Raw genomic sequence first — 16,413 nt, 5'->3', positions numbered from 1 at the left:
TATGTAAGTCATTCAAATGAAATGGTGCCAACAACAGGAATCGAACCTGCGACCCCATCCTTACCATGGATGTGCTCTACCTACTGAGCTATGATGGCGCAAATAACATTATAGTTGAAATAAGTCAAATTAATAATAATTTAGCACTCAAAATACAAATATGCTAAAATTTATTTGTTATGGCAAATAAAGATTACTACAAAATACTATGCGTTGATAAAAAAGCTAGCGATCAAGAAATAAAAGCTGCTTATCGTAAGCTCGCAATGAAGTATCATCCTGATAAATTAAAAGATGGCACAAGCGATCAAAAAATGCAAGAAATTAATGAAGCATATGAAGTCTTGTCTGATCCTAAAAAAAGAGATGAATATGACAGATATGGAAGTGTTGGATCAGCCAATAGAGGCTTTAATATGAATGGCGGCTTTGCTGATTTTGGTTCTGGAATGCAAGATATTTTTAATGATATTTTTTCAACTTTTTCAGGTGGATTTTCAGGCGGTGCTAGAAGTGGTAGATCGTCGCAAAGTGCTATGAAACAGAGAGGAATGGATGTTTATTCAAACATTGTAATAACATTCAATGAATCAATTACTGGGGTTGAGTTTAAGGAGACATTAAGCAAGTATGAAGTGTGTCCTAAATGTTCTGGTAAAGGTGCTGAAGCCAAAAATATTAAAATTTGTGACAAATGTAATGGTAGCGGTAAGGAAGTAGGCAGAAGAAAAACTCCATTTGGAATTGTTGAAATGGTGGGTGCTTGCTCTAAGTGCGATGGTTTAGGTGAAATTATTTTAAGTGCCTGTGATATGTGTAAGGGCGCAAAGTATATTAAGAAAGACAAGCAAGTAACTATTAAAGTTTCGCCTGGTTTTATTAATGGAGATAGAATTAAGCTACCTGGTTATGGTAAAAAAGGTATTAATGGTGGCGAGCCTGGTGATATGTATGTTGTAGTGTCAATTAAGCCACATAAATACTATGTTAGGGAAGGCCTTAACTTACATTTAGACAATTTTCCTGTTTCATTTTTAGATATTATTAAGGAAAATGAGATTGTTGTGCCAGCACCAAGTGGATTAAAAACTGTAAGAATGAAACATTCATATAATGATGGCACCAAGATTAAGGTTAAAGATGGCGGAATGTGAGACAAAAATGGTCACAAGGGCGATTTAATAATAACTCTTAGTGTTAAGATTCCTGAGTATTCATCTTCTAAATTTAAAGAAGTTGCTAAAGTGTTAGAAGGCTTTAGTGATGATGTTAATAAGAGCTTTGTTGATGAGTTCAAAAAAGCAAAATAGCAAAAACACAAGCAAATTGGCTTGTGTTTTTATATCTATAAAATAGGGTTTAAGGAATTATTTACTAAAAATTAAAATTTTTAAAAAGCAAAAAATTTGCTATATTTTTTGTGAATATTTTTAAATATAAAAAAATAGTTTAAATTATGCAAATTTAGTACAACAAACAGCAAAGTAAAAAAAGTAAGGGTAATATGAACAAGAAAATTAAATTTTTAAGTGGTGCTTTTTTGTCAATCACAACAATTCCTTTGATTGCTGCATCGTGTGATAATAAAAGCAATAACAGTGCTGAAATAATTACTAAACCACAAACTGATCATATGGATGGTGGTAATGGAGATAATAAAAATATACCCCCCCATTCAAAAACGGAGCAAGGTGATCAACCAAATGGGAATACAGGGGATAAACCTATAAACAAAGACAAAGTGGAAACTGAAGATGAAAAGAAGGCTAACAAGGAAAATGCTGAAAAGGTGAAAAAAATTGTTGGCGAGCTAAAAGATGCTTTTGCTACTTTTCACTCACTACAAGATTTTTATGATCAAATTAATGTTTATGCAAAAGATGAAAAAATCAACAACTTGGAACTAGCTGAAACTAACAAAAATAAACTTCTGCTTGAAGATACAAAAGGTGGCAAAAACAAGATTAAATTAAATTTAGGTTCAACTTTGTTTGATGTTACGCTTGGAACTGTTTTTAAAGACAAAGTTGTAACTAAATACACAATAGAAGGTGATGATTTAGACTTAAAGATCAGCAATGACAACAAATTTGAAGAGCTAAATAAGAATGGCAAGAAAATATTCATTAAGCAGATTGGCTATTCACTAATTAATAATGTTAATTCTAATATTGTTACTATTGCCACAATGCCAATAAACACCGTTGAAGTTCTAAAAAACCTACCACTTAAAATTCAGTCTTTATTTAAGGTTTTTCATGGTTCTAAATCATCAAGAATTAGTAATATTGAAAAATGAAATTTAATAAATGTAACTAATATTTCTGAAGCATTTTCACATGCTGCAGAATTTAACCAAGACATTTCAAAATGAGACACTTCAAAAGTAAGAAATATTTCAGGTGTTTTTGATGGAGCAGCTAAATTTAATAGTCCGTTAAACAATTGAAACGTCTCAAGTGTTACACAAATGTCTAGCTTTTTTGCAGGAGCAACATCTTTTAACCAAGATTTAAATTTATGAAACACATCTAATGTTCAAGATATGGAATCTATGTTTCAAGATGCAACATTATTTAATGGAAATATTGATGATTGAAACGTCTCAAATGTAAATAAGATGTATTTAATGTTTGGGGATGCAGAGAATTTTAGTCGTGACTTAAGTAAATGAAAACTAAATTCTAATGTCGAAACAGACAATATGTTTATTAGAGCTCCTAAGGTAGATGTAAAAAAATTAGCAAGTATATGCTGTGTTTCAGCAGATAAGCTTGAAAAAAATCTTAATAATAAATATATACAAACCAAATTATGTGTCTGTTTATGTTTATTTCTTTTTCAAATAATTACAAAGTCAATCCGCAGGGTTGATTTTTTCTTTTAAGAGCAAATATAAAACATTTTTTATCCAAGATACAAATCAAAATATAATTTAAATATGAAAGAAAATAATAACAAGCCTATTTTAGATTCTTTTGGTTTATCAGTATACAGTGAGAAAAATATGTTTGAAAGTCTTCTAAAAGAAAATAAGGAACTAGAAGCTCATTACCGTTTTTTTAATAAATTAATGCCAAATTACGACTTGTTTAGTCATATAAATGAAAGTATAAAGATACCGAATGTTAAAATGGACAATTTGACTAAAAGTACTATAAAACAGATTGATATGAACAATATCAACAAGTACTTAATAAACGTTAATTACTACAAAACTAAAAGCGATATGACTTTTGAATTAAGAAGCATAAGCAAAAATATTTCATTTTCATCAAATGAATTATTGTCACTATTAGATGTAAAAGATGATGAATTTTATGACGGGGGTTCATCATTCACTGAAGATACAATTTCATTCACAAACACAACGGAAGTTGTAATTAATAAGGCTGAATTTTAGCTTTTTAATTGTCTTTGTAGTGCATAAGAGCGTTATTTAATTTATAATTAAATAATGTAATTTAAGACAGGGAGTTTTTATGAGCAACAAAATAAATATAGCAATAGATGGGCCATGTGGAGCCGGTAAGTCCACTGTTGCTAAAGAGGTAAGCAAGAAGTTAAAATATGTTTTTATAAACAGTGGTAGTGTTTATAGAGCTATAGCACTTAGCGCAATTCAAATGGGTGTTGATTTTGAGGTTGAAAATGAAGTATTTAAGATGCTTAGCGAGATTGAAATAGATTTAGATGAGCATGAAAATATTTTTCTTAACGGCGAAAATGTATCTGAGACAATTAGGGATGATAAAGTTGCTAAGGCCGCTTCAAAAGTTGCTCAGTATCCATTAATTAGGCATTATGTTGTTGATTTTATTCATAAAATCACTAAAAAATCTAAAGGCTATATTATGGATGGGCGTGATACAACCTTTAAGTTAATGCCACATGCTGAATTAAAAATCTTTCTTACCGGAACTCCTGAAGTAAGAGCAAGAAGAAGAGCACTTGAGAACAAAGATAAAGGTTTTGAAACTAATTATGATGTGGTTTTAGCAGAAGTTAAAGCAAGAGACTATGCTGACCAACATAGAGAAACTGACCCGCTTCATATTACTGATGATGCAATTGTAATTGATTCAACAGATATGAATTTTGAGCAAGTTGTAGATAAAATTGTTAGTTTAGCAAAAGAAAGAATGTAGTTATGAAAAAGAATGTAATTGCAATTATTGGAAAACCTAATGTTGGTAAAAGCACCCTATTTAACAGGCTTGTTGGTAAAAGAAGTTCAATAACTTTTGATAGACCTGGAGTAACTAGAGATAGACTTTATGAATCATTTACATGAAATGGCAAAGAGATAAATGTAATTGATACTGGCGGTATTCAAATTGAGAAAAAAGACTTCCAAGATCAAATATTAATACAAGCCAAAATAGCTATTGAAGAAGCAAATGTTGTTATTTTTATTGTTGATGGGCAAGCAGCTATTACTTCTGATGATAAGATGATTTATAGTATGTTGCAAAAGTCTGGCAAGCCTATTATTGTTGTTGCTAATAAGCTTGATAATATTTCAAAATTTGACTATGGCTGATATTCATTAGGCGCTGATCATGTTTTTAGAATTAGTGCGCTACATGGAAATGGAATTGGTGATGTTTTAGACCAATGTCTTAAATATTTAAACTTTGATTCAGACAATGTTAGTCCTTATTTTAAACTTTCGATTATTGGCCAACCTAATTCAGGAAAGAGTTCACTTTTAAATGCTATCACTCATGAAAACAGATCAATTGTGTCAGATATAGCTGGCACAACTAGAGATGGTGTAAAAAGTGTGGTTGAATTAAGAGGACACAAAATTGAAATAATTGATACTGCTGGAATTACTAGAAAGAGTAAAATTGATGATACTGTTGAACACTTAGCTCTTAAAAGAGCAATGTCATCACTTGACGAATCTGACCTGTCTATAGTATTAATCAACTCAACTAGAGAGTTAGCTCACTTTGATGCGAGAATAATTGGATATGCACTTGAAAACAATAAACCAATAATCATTTGTGTTAATAAATGAGACTTAATTAATAAAACTCAAGACACAATGAATGAATATAGGAAAAAGTTAAAGAACCGTTTTCATTTTGTGCCATGAGTACCTGTTGAGTTTATTTCGGCTAAAACAGGTTCAAGAATTGACAAACTTATTGACATTGTTTTAAAAGTAAAAGAAAACTTAGAAAGAGAAATTAAACCTTCAGTTTTAACAAACTTAATAAGAGAAAGTCAATTAATTCAACCAGCGCCTCCATATAATGGCGGAAGATTAAATATTTATTTTGCTAGAAAAACTGAAAATAAAATTCCTACATTTATCTTTTTTGTTAATAACAAAAAATTTGTTCACTTTAGTTATCAAAGGTTTTTAGAAAAACAAATTAGACAAAACATTGAGTACACTGGCTGTCCAATTAATATTATTTTCAAAAATAAATCGAATGAATTTGAATAACACAATTTTTTCTAATTTGCCTATAAAACAGGCAAATTATTTTTTTATTGTAAGTGGATATTTTCAAATTAGAAAGCTTAATAAAATTTGAATTACACATGCTTTTTGTTTAATAGAAAAATAAAATTTCAATTAATTTATAATTTTATTATGTTTAATCATAATATAGGCTTAGATATGACAAAAATAAGCCGTTTTCAAGAGCTTAAAAAAAGCACAATTATACGTATTTTAAGCGCTGAAGAGTTTATTGAGTTTGATGAATTAAAATCAGATTATGAAAAACAAAAGTTTTTAGCAACCCGTTGGTGTATTAAAGAAGCTATGTTTAAGGCTGATAATGCAATACCTGCTTTTGATAAGATAACGATTATAAAAAAGCAAGGAGTTTATATACATTCTGATTTTATGATATCAACAACAGACGAAGATGACTTAATAATAGCAGTAGTAATGAAAAAATAGGAGCGTTGTATGTTTATAATAAAAATGATCTTTCTTTGATGATTAGTTTTATGATACTGATGAAGAATAAATGCTTTTGCTAGAAAGTATAGAAAAGATCCAACATTTTATCATCCACAGCAAAGAAATGACTGGCTTTTGAAAAAAGCTAGATTTTTCCTATGACTTTATGGTGTCAAATTAGTTGTTGAAGGATATGACAATATTCCCAAAGGTGCTGTAATATTGGCTCCAAATCATAAATCAAACATTGATCCAGTTTTAGTTTTATGTGCACTTAGAAAGCAAACTAAAGAAGAGAATGTTAGAAATAAAATTCCAACATTTTTAGCAAAAATTGAGTTAAGCAAGAAAAGAACCATCAGAAATTTACTAAGCTTAATTGACACAATTTATGTTGACAGAGACAATCCGCGTGATGGGATTAAGAAGATAAATGAATTTGGGGCTTTTGTTAAAAAGAATTCTACTTGTGGTGTTATTTTTCCTGAAGGAACTAGAGTTGTAGAAGATGAATTAGGCGATTTTAAAGCAGGAGCATTTAAGGTTGCAGTAAGTAATTATTTACCAATTGTGCCTGTTGCTATTTCAGATTCTCGTGATGGTTTAAATGTGAAAAGAATGAAGTCAATTAAGATCAAAGTTACATTTTTACCTGCTCTTAAACCAGCATCATTTATTACAATGGAGCCTGTAGTTATTGCTGAAAATGTAAAAAGCATGATTAAAGGAGCATTAAGAAATGAATAATGAAGCCTTGCAATCAAATAGTGAAAATAAGTTTGATATTAAGTTAGAAAACTTTGATGGACCTTTAGATTTATTACTAGCTTTAGTTCAAGAAAAAAATGTAAACATAATGGATGTTGACGTTTTTGAATTAGCTACTGCTTACTTAAAAATAATTGAAGATTTGCAAGAAAATGAAATTGATGTGGCAAGTGATTATTTAGTTATGGCTGCAACATTATTAGCGCTTAAAACTAAAATGTTGTTATTTACTCCTGAGCAAAAACCAGAAATTGAAGAAGATAAACGTGAGTTGCTTCGCAGGCTTTATGAATATCAACAAATTAAAGAAGTTACAAAAGTATTACGTGAGCAAGAGGAGTCTAGAAAAGAGATTTTTATCAAAAGTCCTAGCAACATTGACGAGTTTTTGGTTGACGATGATAAAAGCGCGTTAGATGGTTCAAGTAATCCTCTAAAGCTAATTACTGTTTTAAGAAAAATGTTTGAAAGAACATATGCACAACAACTTAGAAGGACAAAATTAGAGACTTTCAATCTAACACCTAAAGATCAAATACCGTTTATTTTAAACTTGTTTGATTCTTGTGACGAAGTAACATTTGAAATGATTTTTAGACAGCCTAGTTTGAATCATTTTGTAATTACACTATTAGCTGTGCTTGATTTATCAAGAAGACAAATTATAAGAATGTATCAAGATAGTCAATTTAGCGAAATTAGGTTTGAAAGGGGGGCAGAGTATGAAAAATAAGATTTTGGAAGCATTATTATATGTTCAAGGTGATGAAGGCCTTACTTTAGAGCAAGTTAAGGACATTTTTGGATTAAATACTATTTCTGAAGCTAGAAAAGTTATGAATGATTTTGTTAGAGCATACAACGACGAAGATAGAGCGCTAAAAGTTGTTAATTTTAATGAGGTGTTTAAATTAGCAACCAGAGAAGCTTACAAAGAATATATAACCAAAATGGTGCAAGTTGTTAAAAAACATCGTTTATCAAATGCTGCTATTGAAGTAGCTGGCATTGTGGCTTACAAGCAACCTGTTACACGTTCACAAATTAACAATTTAAGAGGTGTTGCTAGTGAGCAAGTTTTGAACACATTACTAACTAAAGGTGTTGTGGAAGAGGTTGGAATTAGCCCTACTCCTGGTAATCCAATTCTTTATGGCGTAACCAACAAGTTTTATGACTATTTTAAATTAAAATCAACTTATGAGTTGCCTAAGTTGACTGAATTTAACTATTCTGATGGAACAGAAAATGAGGCAAAAGACTTTAATTTATTTGATGGCATAAGAGTTGATGTTGAATAAGGAGGAGCACTGTGCATAAGTTCATTGCCCAAAGCAGTGATAATGGGAGAAAGTTAATAAAATATATTGGTTCTCTTTTTAAAAAATTACCAGAAGGCCGAATTTATAGGCTTTTTCGTCAAAAAAGTATTAAGGTAAATAATAAAAGAATCACTGACAGTAATTATGTTGTTAAAACAGGCGATGAAATAATTATTTATGGCATAAAGGATGAACCATCATTCGTTATCTATGATAATTCATGAAAATTGGATTCAGAAATTGTGTATGAAGATGACAATATTTTGCTTATTAATAAAAAAGCAGGGACTATAGTGCATGGGGATTCTAATTGTTTGGATAATCAAGTTTTCAGTTATTTCAAATTTAGGCAAAACTCGGCTTTTAGACCTAGTCATGTAGGCAGGTTAGATAAGTGAACCAGTGGACTTATAATGTATGCTAAAAATTATCAAACATTAACAGAATTAAACCATAAAACAGAGTTTTTGGACAAAATTTATGTTTTAAAAAGTGATTATAATCCCCATGATGAAATTGTTTCTGTTTATATTCATCATGATGAGTTGCAGCAAAAAATGGTGGCAACTAAGAATATGCAGCATCCTAATGATAAGATAGCAAAGACCAGATTTTTTAAAAAAGACAATAAACTATATGCACAATTATTTACTGGCAGAAAACATCAAATTAGAGCCACATTAGAATACCTTGGATATCCAATATATGGCGATTCAAAATATGGTTCAAAGACAAAAGGAACCAAAAGAGTTTATTTACACTGCTATAAGTTAAAATTTAATAATTTAGAAAGATCATTAGAGTATTTAAATGGCAAAGAATTTGAATGCAAGGAAGAATGGTAGGCAATATGAAGGAAAATATTAGAGAAGAGTTAAAAGAAATAGCATCATCATTAATGTTTAAAATTGATGACAAGGTTATGGACGACATAATGGAGATTTGGGCAGACTTAAATTCTAGAATTGCATGATTAAAGGATATTGACACAACTAATGTGCTGCCGTTAAGTCATATAAACGAAGAAAAGTTCACTGATTTTTTAAGAGAAGATGCTGAAAATGAAATGATTGTTTCCATTAAAAAACAAGAGTTATTAACTAATGCTGCCGATTATGACAGTGACTATATATTGACTAATAAGGTTGTAAAATAATGGAATTAGTAAATAAAGGCAATTTTGAAAAAGCATTAGAAGAATTAAAAAATAATCAAAATAACTGTGTTTCTAGTTTATATGATGAAAAGATAAAAGTGGGTGATGGCATCTTAAATGAATGTGTGTTTACTATTAAAGATAACTATGCCACTGAAAGCAAAAAAACAACTGCCTCAAGCAAAATTTTAGAAAACTTCATGCCTCATTATAATGCAACTGTAGTTCAAAAATTATTAGATGCTGGAGCAGTGCCAGTTGCCAAAGTTCACTGTGATGAGCTAGCTTTAGGGGGAACTGGAAAGCATAGTGCCTTTGGATTAGTAACTAATCCATTTGATTCAAGTAGATTAGCTGGAGGCTCATCTAGTGGATCTGTGGCTACTTTAACTAAAAATGTTGCATTTTCACTAGGTTCAGATACCGGGGATTCAGTGCGTTTGCCTGCTAGTTATAATGGGCTTGTTGGATTTAAGCCTAGCTATGGAGCAATAAGCAGATTTGGATTATTTGCATTTGCTTCTAGTTTAGACACTGTTGCATATTTTGCTCATAATGTAAGCGATATAGCCACTTTGTCACATATAGTGTTTGGTAAAGATCCTAGAGATATGACTAGCCTTAATATCAAAATTAATGATGTTAAGAAGGCAAAACCACAAAAAATAGGAATACTTAATGTACATGGGCTTGAAGAGTTTGTTGATAAAAAATATAAAGAATTGATAAGGGAGCTTTCAAAGGCAACTAATGTTGAATTAGTTGACATTAATGAAACCCTTTTTAAAGCAATTAAACCTGTTTATGAAATTATTTCTTATTCTGAAGCTTCAAGTAATTTAGCGAATCTAAACGGCATTGCTTTTGGGTCTAGAAAAGATGGAAGTAACTGAGAAGAAATAATGACAAACACAAGAGCAGAAGGCTTTGGTGAAATGGTGCAGCTTAGACTTGCACTAGGATCGTTCTTTTTGCATTCAAAAAACCAAGAAGAGATGATTTTAAAGGCTCAAAAAGTTAGAAGATTAATTAAAGAGCATCTTGATAGCATCCATAAAAGATTTGATATTGTGATTTATCCTTGTGCTGCTGATTATGCTCCTTATATTGATGATTCTAAAAATAAATCACACGGTTATATGGACTATATTTTAACTGGAGCTAATCTTGCTGGCAATCCTTCATTATCAATTCCTTGGATTAAAGACAATTTATTTGTTAATTTATCAATTGATTCAAAAATTTATGATGATGAAAAATTGTTATCGCATGCACTATGAATCGAAAAGTTTTTAAAGGAGAATAATGAATAATTTTGAAGCAATTATCGGAATTGAAATTCACCTTGAACTCAACACTAAAACAAAAATGTTTTCGCCTTCAAAAATTGACTTTAATGCTGAAGCCAATACTACTGTAAATCAGATTGATTTGGGATATCCAGGTACTCTTCCATTGCTTAATAAAGAGGCTGTTGTTTCTGGAATTAAGCTAGCTAAAGCACTAAATATGACTATAGATCGCGAGCTGCATTTTGATAGAAAGAATTATTTTTATCCTGACTTGCCTAAAGGTTATCAAATAACTCAGTTTTATAGGCCTATTGGTTCAAATGGATATGTTGAAATAAATACTGATTTAGGTACTAAAAAAATAAGCATTGAAAGAATTCATTTGGAAGAAGATACAGCTAGACAGTATCATGGAGAAAAAACTAAATTAGATTATAACCGTGCAGGTGTGCCACTAATTGAAATAGTTTCAAATCCAGTAATAAGCAGTGCTGATGAAGCTGTTGCTTATGTTGATATGATTAGAAGAATTGCACTTTCGTTAAATATTTCTAGTGCAAAAATGGAACAAGGCTCACTAAGAGCTGATATTAATATTTCACTTAGGCCAAAAGGATATAGTAAATTTGGCACTAAAGTTGAGATAAAAAACATAAACAGTTTTAGAGCAATTAAGAATGCAATTGAATATGAAATAAAATTACAAGAGCAGAAAATTTTAACCAATGAGCCTATTTTACAACAAACAAAAAGATATGATGAAGAGACTCAAAGTACAATTGTAATGCGCACTAAAACAGGCACAATTGACTATAAGTACTTTCCAGAATCTAATATTCCATTTATTAAATTAAGTGATGAATTTATTAATAATGTAAAGTTAAATGAACTGCCTTGAGAGAAAGAAAGCAGATATAAAAAAGAAGAAATTCAAGACATTTATATCAAAAGTTTAACTAATGATATTGAGTTAGCAAACTATTTTGATTCTATTAATTATGCTGATAGAAACAAATTAAGCAAGCTATTTTTTGCTGAAGTTGTGTCATTAGCTAACAGTAAAAATGTTAAGGCATATGAATTAAATATTAAAACAACTGATTTAGAAAAAACAATTGATTTATTAGACAAAGAAATTATTTCTGGCAAGTCATTTAAAAAAATAGTGCCTTTATTGGTTAATTTTGATGGAGATATAGATCAATTAATAAAAGAGCATGACTTAGTACAAATTAGCGATGAAAATATCATAACTAAGTGAGTTAATGAAATTATTGCAAAGAATGAAGCGCTAGTGACAGAGTATACTGAACGTAGTGAAAAAGTGATTAAATTTGTTTTAGGAAACATAATGAAAGTTTGAGGGGGCAAAGTCAACCCACAAAAAGCAAATGAAGTGTTACTCAAAATTTTGAATGAAAAATTTAAATAATAAATCTGGTTGTCCAGATTTTTATTTTTTTAAATACATATGGAAACATATTTATACAAATATGAAATGCATTCCATACCAAGATACTAATAAATGTGTTTTAAGTATACTGATTCGCGAGCTTACCAAAGTTCACTATTCTATATTTTGATTTGAGAGGACAAAATGAAGAAAAACAAATTAATGCTGTTAGCAGCACCTGCAACTTTATTTGCTGCACCAATAGTGGCTGCATCATGTACTGATAACACAGCAGAAATGAACAAAAAAGAAGAGAAAAAAGAAGAAAAGCAAATGAAAATGACTCCTAAAAAGGATGTAATGGAGAAAACTGAAGGCAAAATGGAAGGAAAGGATAAAAAGTCTTTAGCAGTAACTCCTGAGAAGAAAATGGAAAAAGCTCCAATGACTCCACCAATGCCAAAAACAATAGCGAACCAATCAGCATCTAATGGTAGCATTTTTGAATCATGATACACTGGAGCAATTGTTAATGATGTAAATTCAAAGAAAGGCAAAAAAGTGAAAACGGAACCTTCCAAAGAAGTGACAATTTTCGACGGCTTATACCCACACTTAAAAATTAAGGATGAACCAAAAGTTGATCCTTGAACAACTTGAGAAGTAATTTAACAATAACAATAAAAGAGCAGCCTATTTTTTGGTTGCTCTTTCTTTATAATTAATAACTTCAATTTGTCATTTATGCCTGTTTAATAGGTATTGATAACTATTATTGAATGTGTATTTCAATTCATTTATTTCAGGGAAAATATCACTAACAATTTTTTCAATGAAATTAAAAGCCATGATCATTGCTAAAACGTCATTGTGGCAATATTTCTTTAAGTTTGAAAGATTTTCTTCCCAGACATTGCCATCAATTAAGTTAGCATATCTTTTGATAGCAATTTCCATTGCTTCTGAACCATTATGAACTTTTTTAAGATCAGGATAAGGTGTTATCATGTGTTCCAATTGAATCTTTTTAGATGTTATTAAATGCTCAACTTTTTTAATAGAACCCATACCTTTTAAGTCTTTTAAAAACACATTTAAATTAAGAATTGATGACATAGCTGAAGTTTGAACTTCAGTAGGATTTTCTAGTCCATCTAAGGTTTGATTATCAACGTCATTAATTGTAAAGTTAATAAGTTGCTTATCAACTTTTGGTTCTATAATATAGCCTTTTTGGCTAAAAGTAGTAACTGAATTATGTTTGCCTTTAATATTAGAGTTAAGTTTAGATTCATCTATTGCAATATGAATATTTTGGTAAATTTTGCCATCATCAAATTTCATTTTTTTGCTTGGTCTTGAAAATAGCTCATATAAATCTATAGTTCTGCTATTAATATAGTTGGCAAAAGTCATTACATCATCCGGCTTTATTGATAGTTTTTCATTTAACTCTTTAATAAATGATTCATCAAAATTATGATTCTGAGCTCATGTAGCTATCTCCATATTACGTGTATTTTCAAAACCTTTGTTATAGACAATATATTTATCACCTTGTCTATCATATAAATTTTTTAAGATAGAAATGAGGTTAAAAATTGATATATTTTTAGGATCATAAACTATATCTTCTTGTGTATTTGTGATAATTTTGCCGTTAATTGTGTCAATGATTGATACCTGGTTAACTATTTGCGAATAAGGCGAAAAATCATCAATTACTGGCAACAAACTCATAAATGATTCATAGTCATACCAAACTATTTTTTGGTCCTTAATATGAAGCTCACTTAGATATTTTTCAATAACAAGTGATTTGAAAAAATCACCTGTTTTATAGGATTGTTGAACTTTTTCAATAAAGTTTTCTTTAGCTTTATTAAATGTTCTGCCTGCTTTATTATTAGCTATAAGGTTAATTCGTAATTCAGAGAAAATTTGCCTGTTAAAAATATTTTCTTTGCCTAGTGAAGCAAGCAGATAGTCTTTAGCCAAAAGATCATTTTTGCCAAAATGATTATAGTCATTATTAAGTGCAGTATTATCATCAGTTTTTGCATCAAAGAAACTAAGATCAGGCTTGGTTATGCTATATGCACTAATGATTCTGTTGATGATTCTGTCAAAATCCCCTAAATATAGCTCTGAATCAAAAGGTTCATCAACATCAAATTTGAAGAAGTTATTTCTTTTGTCGGCATTTTTAATTGACTTTAATCCATAATTTTTTTTAAGACATTCAACATAATTAAATGTCTTAGGTAGTTTACCATTGTGTTTATTAAAACTAAGCTCATTTTTAACTAGTGCTCATCCTTGATTCATATAATTAATGAACGCTTTTCTGTCTTTAAAGTAAGGGTTCATTTTGTCATTTAAAGCCTGTTTTATAGTATCCCAGGCTTCTTTATCAAAAGTATATTTATTTCTTGACATATGGCATAATTCAGTGCATACAAATTTACAAATTCCTTGAGTTTGTGGCATTTGTGAATCAACAATAATTACATAGGCATTATTTACTTGAATTTTTTGTTTTTGTAATATTTCATATGCGAATTTTAATGATAAAAGTGTGTCAATTTTAACATGTGTAGAAAGCTTAGACAGGTATAGCTTATTTTGCAATTTACTAAAAGCAAAAGGGTTTGTGTAAATGACGAATTCATCTATTTCATAGCCAAAATAGCTATTTATAATTACATCACATGAAGAATCAGCAAGCAATTTATTTGTTTCATTTATTCTAGTTTTTAGGTCGCCTTTAGGAGAAACAATTTTGTATTTTAGTCCGCTGAATAACTCATTAGTTGCTCATAGATTAAGTTGATTTTGGATGCTAGCAAAAATATTGGATTGTGCATTCACGGTTTGCACACTTGTGTCTAAATTTTCATTGATAAGTCTAGTTCAGATCGAACTTCCTATATCTGATTCATCATATTCATCATCTTCTAATAATTCATCTTTTTCATTTGGTAAGATTAAAGGATTTATATAATCAGCTTCAAATTCTTGAGCACTGTGTCATAAAAAGTAGTCTTGATTAAAGTAAGACTTAACAAATTTAGTTTCATTTATGATTTTAGGTTTGCTTGATTCTGTCATGCTTATCTCCATTAAAATCATAGATTATTATTTGAAATTATGCTATATTAGCTGACAAGCATTATTTTAAAAAAGTGCAAGCATTGCTTGCAAATTGACTTATAAGTCTGTAAATTAGCTTAATAAGGAAAGTTAAAATCTCTTGAAGGCTTAAGCACATTTTCTACTTTATCAGAAATATCTGGAATTAATTCATCATATGGGGCTTCTGCTTCTAAAGCAAATGTTATCTTAGGCTTACCACTAGTGTCTCTGTCAATATTTGTGTATATGTCTTGGATTCCGGCATTTACAGTAAGAGTCATTTTGACTTTTAAAATGTCTTGCTTTCTAGAGTTTTTATAAAGATAAACTTTTAAATTATCATCAGTTGGATCATTGTAGATGTTACGGTAGTCCTCAAACAAACCAAAAAATGGATAGACTATAGCGCCATGTTTACGTGATATTATATCCATGAGAGTCAGCTTTTTGCTATTAGTTTTATATATTTCAAGATAATCATTTGCATTAACAGGTATTTGCCTTGATGCATTTGGCAAAGCAAGAAGTCTTTTAATAACTGTTCAGCCTGTGCCATTAATTTCAACAGGGGTAGGGCTATCATTTATATAGTTTCTAAGTACTTTTCTAGCAATATATTCGTAAAGACTAGTTCCTTTTTCATAAGAGTTTAGCAAGTTTTCCTTACCATAATTTAGTTTTATAACATTTTTATTGCTATCTGAGGCATCAAATTTCCTAAAGCCAGTAAATTCTAGTTTTTGAACATATTTGTTGTCTTTATTGTTCTCAATATTTGATTCAGGCTTATGAAGAATTTGAACAGCTAGAGCTAAAGTGCCTTCCAGGTCATTAAAACCAGCGCCAATAATTTTAGCATCATATCTAGAAGCGTACTCAGGATTTAAACTAAGAAAGATTTGCTTCATTCCATTAGCAAAAGAAGGCGTATCAATTGCAAAAAGATCTTTTTGATTTTCAATAATAAAATCAAAGCCATCTTTAATTTCTGATTCAAAAACACTTGATTCAGGCTTTTCTTTTTCGCTCTTTTCTTTTACTTCTTTTGCCTTCTTCACTTTTTCAACATTATTCAAGATTAAAGCACCAAGCATTGAAGGAAACATGCTTAAAATTTGGTTTGGTAAGTTTGCTTGAGTAACAAATTTATGTCTTACATCAGGAACATGAGTGTTAGTGCTACTTATTAATGATTAGTTATTTTGATTTTGACAACTAGCTGATAATAATGGTATTGATATAGGCAAAGTGGCAATTGATGATGATAATATTTTAGCTACAGTTCTGTTCATTTATATCCTTAAAATAAGCATAAAAATAATCTTAGATAATTATATATATTTAGTTATTTTAAGCGTTAAGGATGGAAAAGCAGGCAGAATTTTTTCAAAAAAGCACCCTGAGAAGGATGCCTTATA

At 29.9% G+C, this 16,413-nt stretch carries 15 protein-coding genes, 1 tRNA gene and 1 pseudogene; 14 read left to right on the top strand and 3 right to left on the bottom strand.

What is annotated here, in order from left to right; translation table 4 throughout:
- Positions 1–22: 22 nt before the first annotated feature.
- Positions 23–98, bottom strand: a tRNA-Thr gene (locus MAG_RS03720).
- A gap of 81 nt (positions 99–179) precedes the next feature.
- Between MAG_RS03720 and MAG_RS03715 the strand changes: the two genes are divergently transcribed.
- The 14 genes from MAG_RS03715 (at position 180) to MAG_RS03645 (ending at position 12,532) form a co-directional block, all read left to right on the top strand.
- On the top strand, positions 180–1,310 hold the full coding sequence (locus MAG_RS03715) for a DnaJ C-terminal domain-containing protein (RefSeq protein WP_011949881.1): 1,131 nt from the start codon (positions 180–182) through the stop codon (positions 1,308–1,310).
- 194 nt (positions 1,311–1,504) lie between these two features.
- Positions 1,505–2,887: a BspA family leucine-rich repeat surface protein gene (locus MAG_RS03915; RefSeq protein WP_011949880.1), complete on the top strand. Its 1,383-nt coding sequence runs from the start codon at positions 1,505–1,507 to the stop codon at positions 2,885–2,887.
- A gap of 54 nt (positions 2,888–2,941) precedes the next feature.
- The gene (locus MAG_RS03705; protein WP_011949879.1) at positions 2,942–3,403 is read left to right on the top strand and encodes a hypothetical protein; all 462 of its coding nucleotides are present in this window, start codon (positions 2,942–2,944) and stop codon (positions 3,401–3,403) included.
- Positions 3,404–3,482: 79 nt separating this feature from the next.
- The gene (gene cmk, locus MAG_RS03700) at positions 3,483–4,148 is read left to right on the top strand and encodes a (d)CMP kinase (RefSeq protein WP_011949878.1); all 666 of its coding nucleotides are present in this window, start codon (positions 3,483–3,485) and stop codon (positions 4,146–4,148) included.
- A gap of 2 nt (positions 4,149–4,150) precedes the next feature.
- A complete protein-coding gene (der, locus tag MAG_RS03695; RefSeq protein WP_011949877.1) occupies positions 4,151–5,461 on the top strand; it encodes a ribosome biogenesis GTPase Der in 1,311 nt (436 codons plus the stop codon).
- 150 nt (positions 5,462–5,611) lie between these two features.
- Positions 5,612–5,926, top strand: coding sequence for a 4'-phosphopantetheinyl transferase superfamily protein (locus MAG_RS03690; RefSeq protein WP_011949876.1), 315 nt, complete (start codon positions 5,612–5,614; stop codon positions 5,924–5,926).
- A gap of 9 nt (positions 5,927–5,935) precedes the next feature.
- Positions 5,936–6,676, top strand: coding sequence for a lysophospholipid acyltransferase family protein (locus tag MAG_RS03685; RefSeq protein WP_011949875.1), 741 nt, complete (start codon positions 5,936–5,938; stop codon positions 6,674–6,676).
- A complete protein-coding gene (locus tag MAG_RS03680; protein WP_011949874.1) occupies positions 6,669–7,430 on the top strand; it encodes a segregation/condensation protein A in 762 nt (253 codons plus the stop codon). Before MAG_RS03685 ends, MAG_RS03680 begins: the two co-directional genes overlap by 8 nt.
- A complete protein-coding gene (gene scpB / locus MAG_RS03675) occupies positions 7,420–7,998 on the top strand; it encodes an SMC-Scp complex subunit ScpB (RefSeq protein WP_011949873.1) in 579 nt (192 codons plus the stop codon). Before MAG_RS03680 ends, scpB begins: the two co-directional genes overlap by 11 nt.
- A gap of 11 nt (positions 7,999–8,009) precedes the next feature.
- Positions 8,010–8,864, top strand: a complete 855-nt coding sequence (locus MAG_RS03670; RefSeq protein WP_011949872.1) for a pseudouridine synthase — start codon at positions 8,010–8,012, stop codon at positions 8,862–8,864.
- 5 nt (positions 8,865–8,869) lie between these two features.
- Positions 8,870–9,175 carry an Asp-tRNA(Asn)/Glu-tRNA(Gln) amidotransferase subunit GatC gene (locus MAG_RS03665; RefSeq protein WP_011949871.1) on the top strand — a complete coding sequence of 102 codons (306 nt, stop codon included), beginning with the start codon at positions 8,870–8,872 and terminating at the stop codon, positions 9,173–9,175.
- Positions 9,175–10,488 (top strand): amidase family protein, encoded by a 1,314-nt coding sequence (locus MAG_RS03660; RefSeq protein WP_011949870.1) that lies wholly within the window; start codon positions 9,175–9,177, stop codon positions 10,486–10,488. Before MAG_RS03665 ends, MAG_RS03660 begins: the two co-directional genes overlap by 1 nt.
- Entirely contained in the window at positions 10,481–11,899 is a 1,419-nt protein-coding gene (gene gatB / locus MAG_RS03655) for an Asp-tRNA(Asn)/Glu-tRNA(Gln) amidotransferase subunit GatB (protein ID WP_011949869.1), read from the top strand. The genes MAG_RS03660 and gatB overlap by 8 nt, the downstream gene beginning before the upstream one ends.
- 165 nt (positions 11,900–12,064) lie before the next feature.
- A complete protein-coding gene (locus MAG_RS03645; protein ID WP_011949868.1) occupies positions 12,065–12,532 on the top strand; it encodes a variable surface lipoprotein in 468 nt (155 codons plus the stop codon).
- Positions 12,533–12,553: 21 nt separating this feature from the next.
- Here MAG_RS03645 and MAG_RS03640 read toward each other — a convergent pair whose 3' ends face one another.
- Positions 12,554–14,971 (bottom strand): UU173 family protein, encoded by a 2,418-nt coding sequence (locus tag MAG_RS03640; RefSeq protein ID WP_011949867.1) that lies wholly within the window; start codon positions 14,969–14,971, stop codon positions 12,554–12,556.
- Positions 14,972–15,090: 119 nt separating this feature from the next.
- Positions 15,091–16,287: pseudogene (locus MAG_RS03635) on the bottom strand (MAGa8260 family lipoprotein).
- Positions 16,288–16,413 lie beyond the last annotated feature (126 nt).

Source organism: Mycoplasmopsis agalactiae PG2 (assembly GCF_000063605.1).
In the GTDB taxonomy this organism is placed as follows: domain Bacteria; phylum Bacillota_I; class Bacilli_A; order Mycoplasmatales; family Metamycoplasmataceae; genus Mycoplasmopsis; species Mycoplasmopsis agalactiae.
Note: the sequence above shows the minus strand (reverse complement) of the source record. Positions and strands in the feature narration are given on the sequence as shown.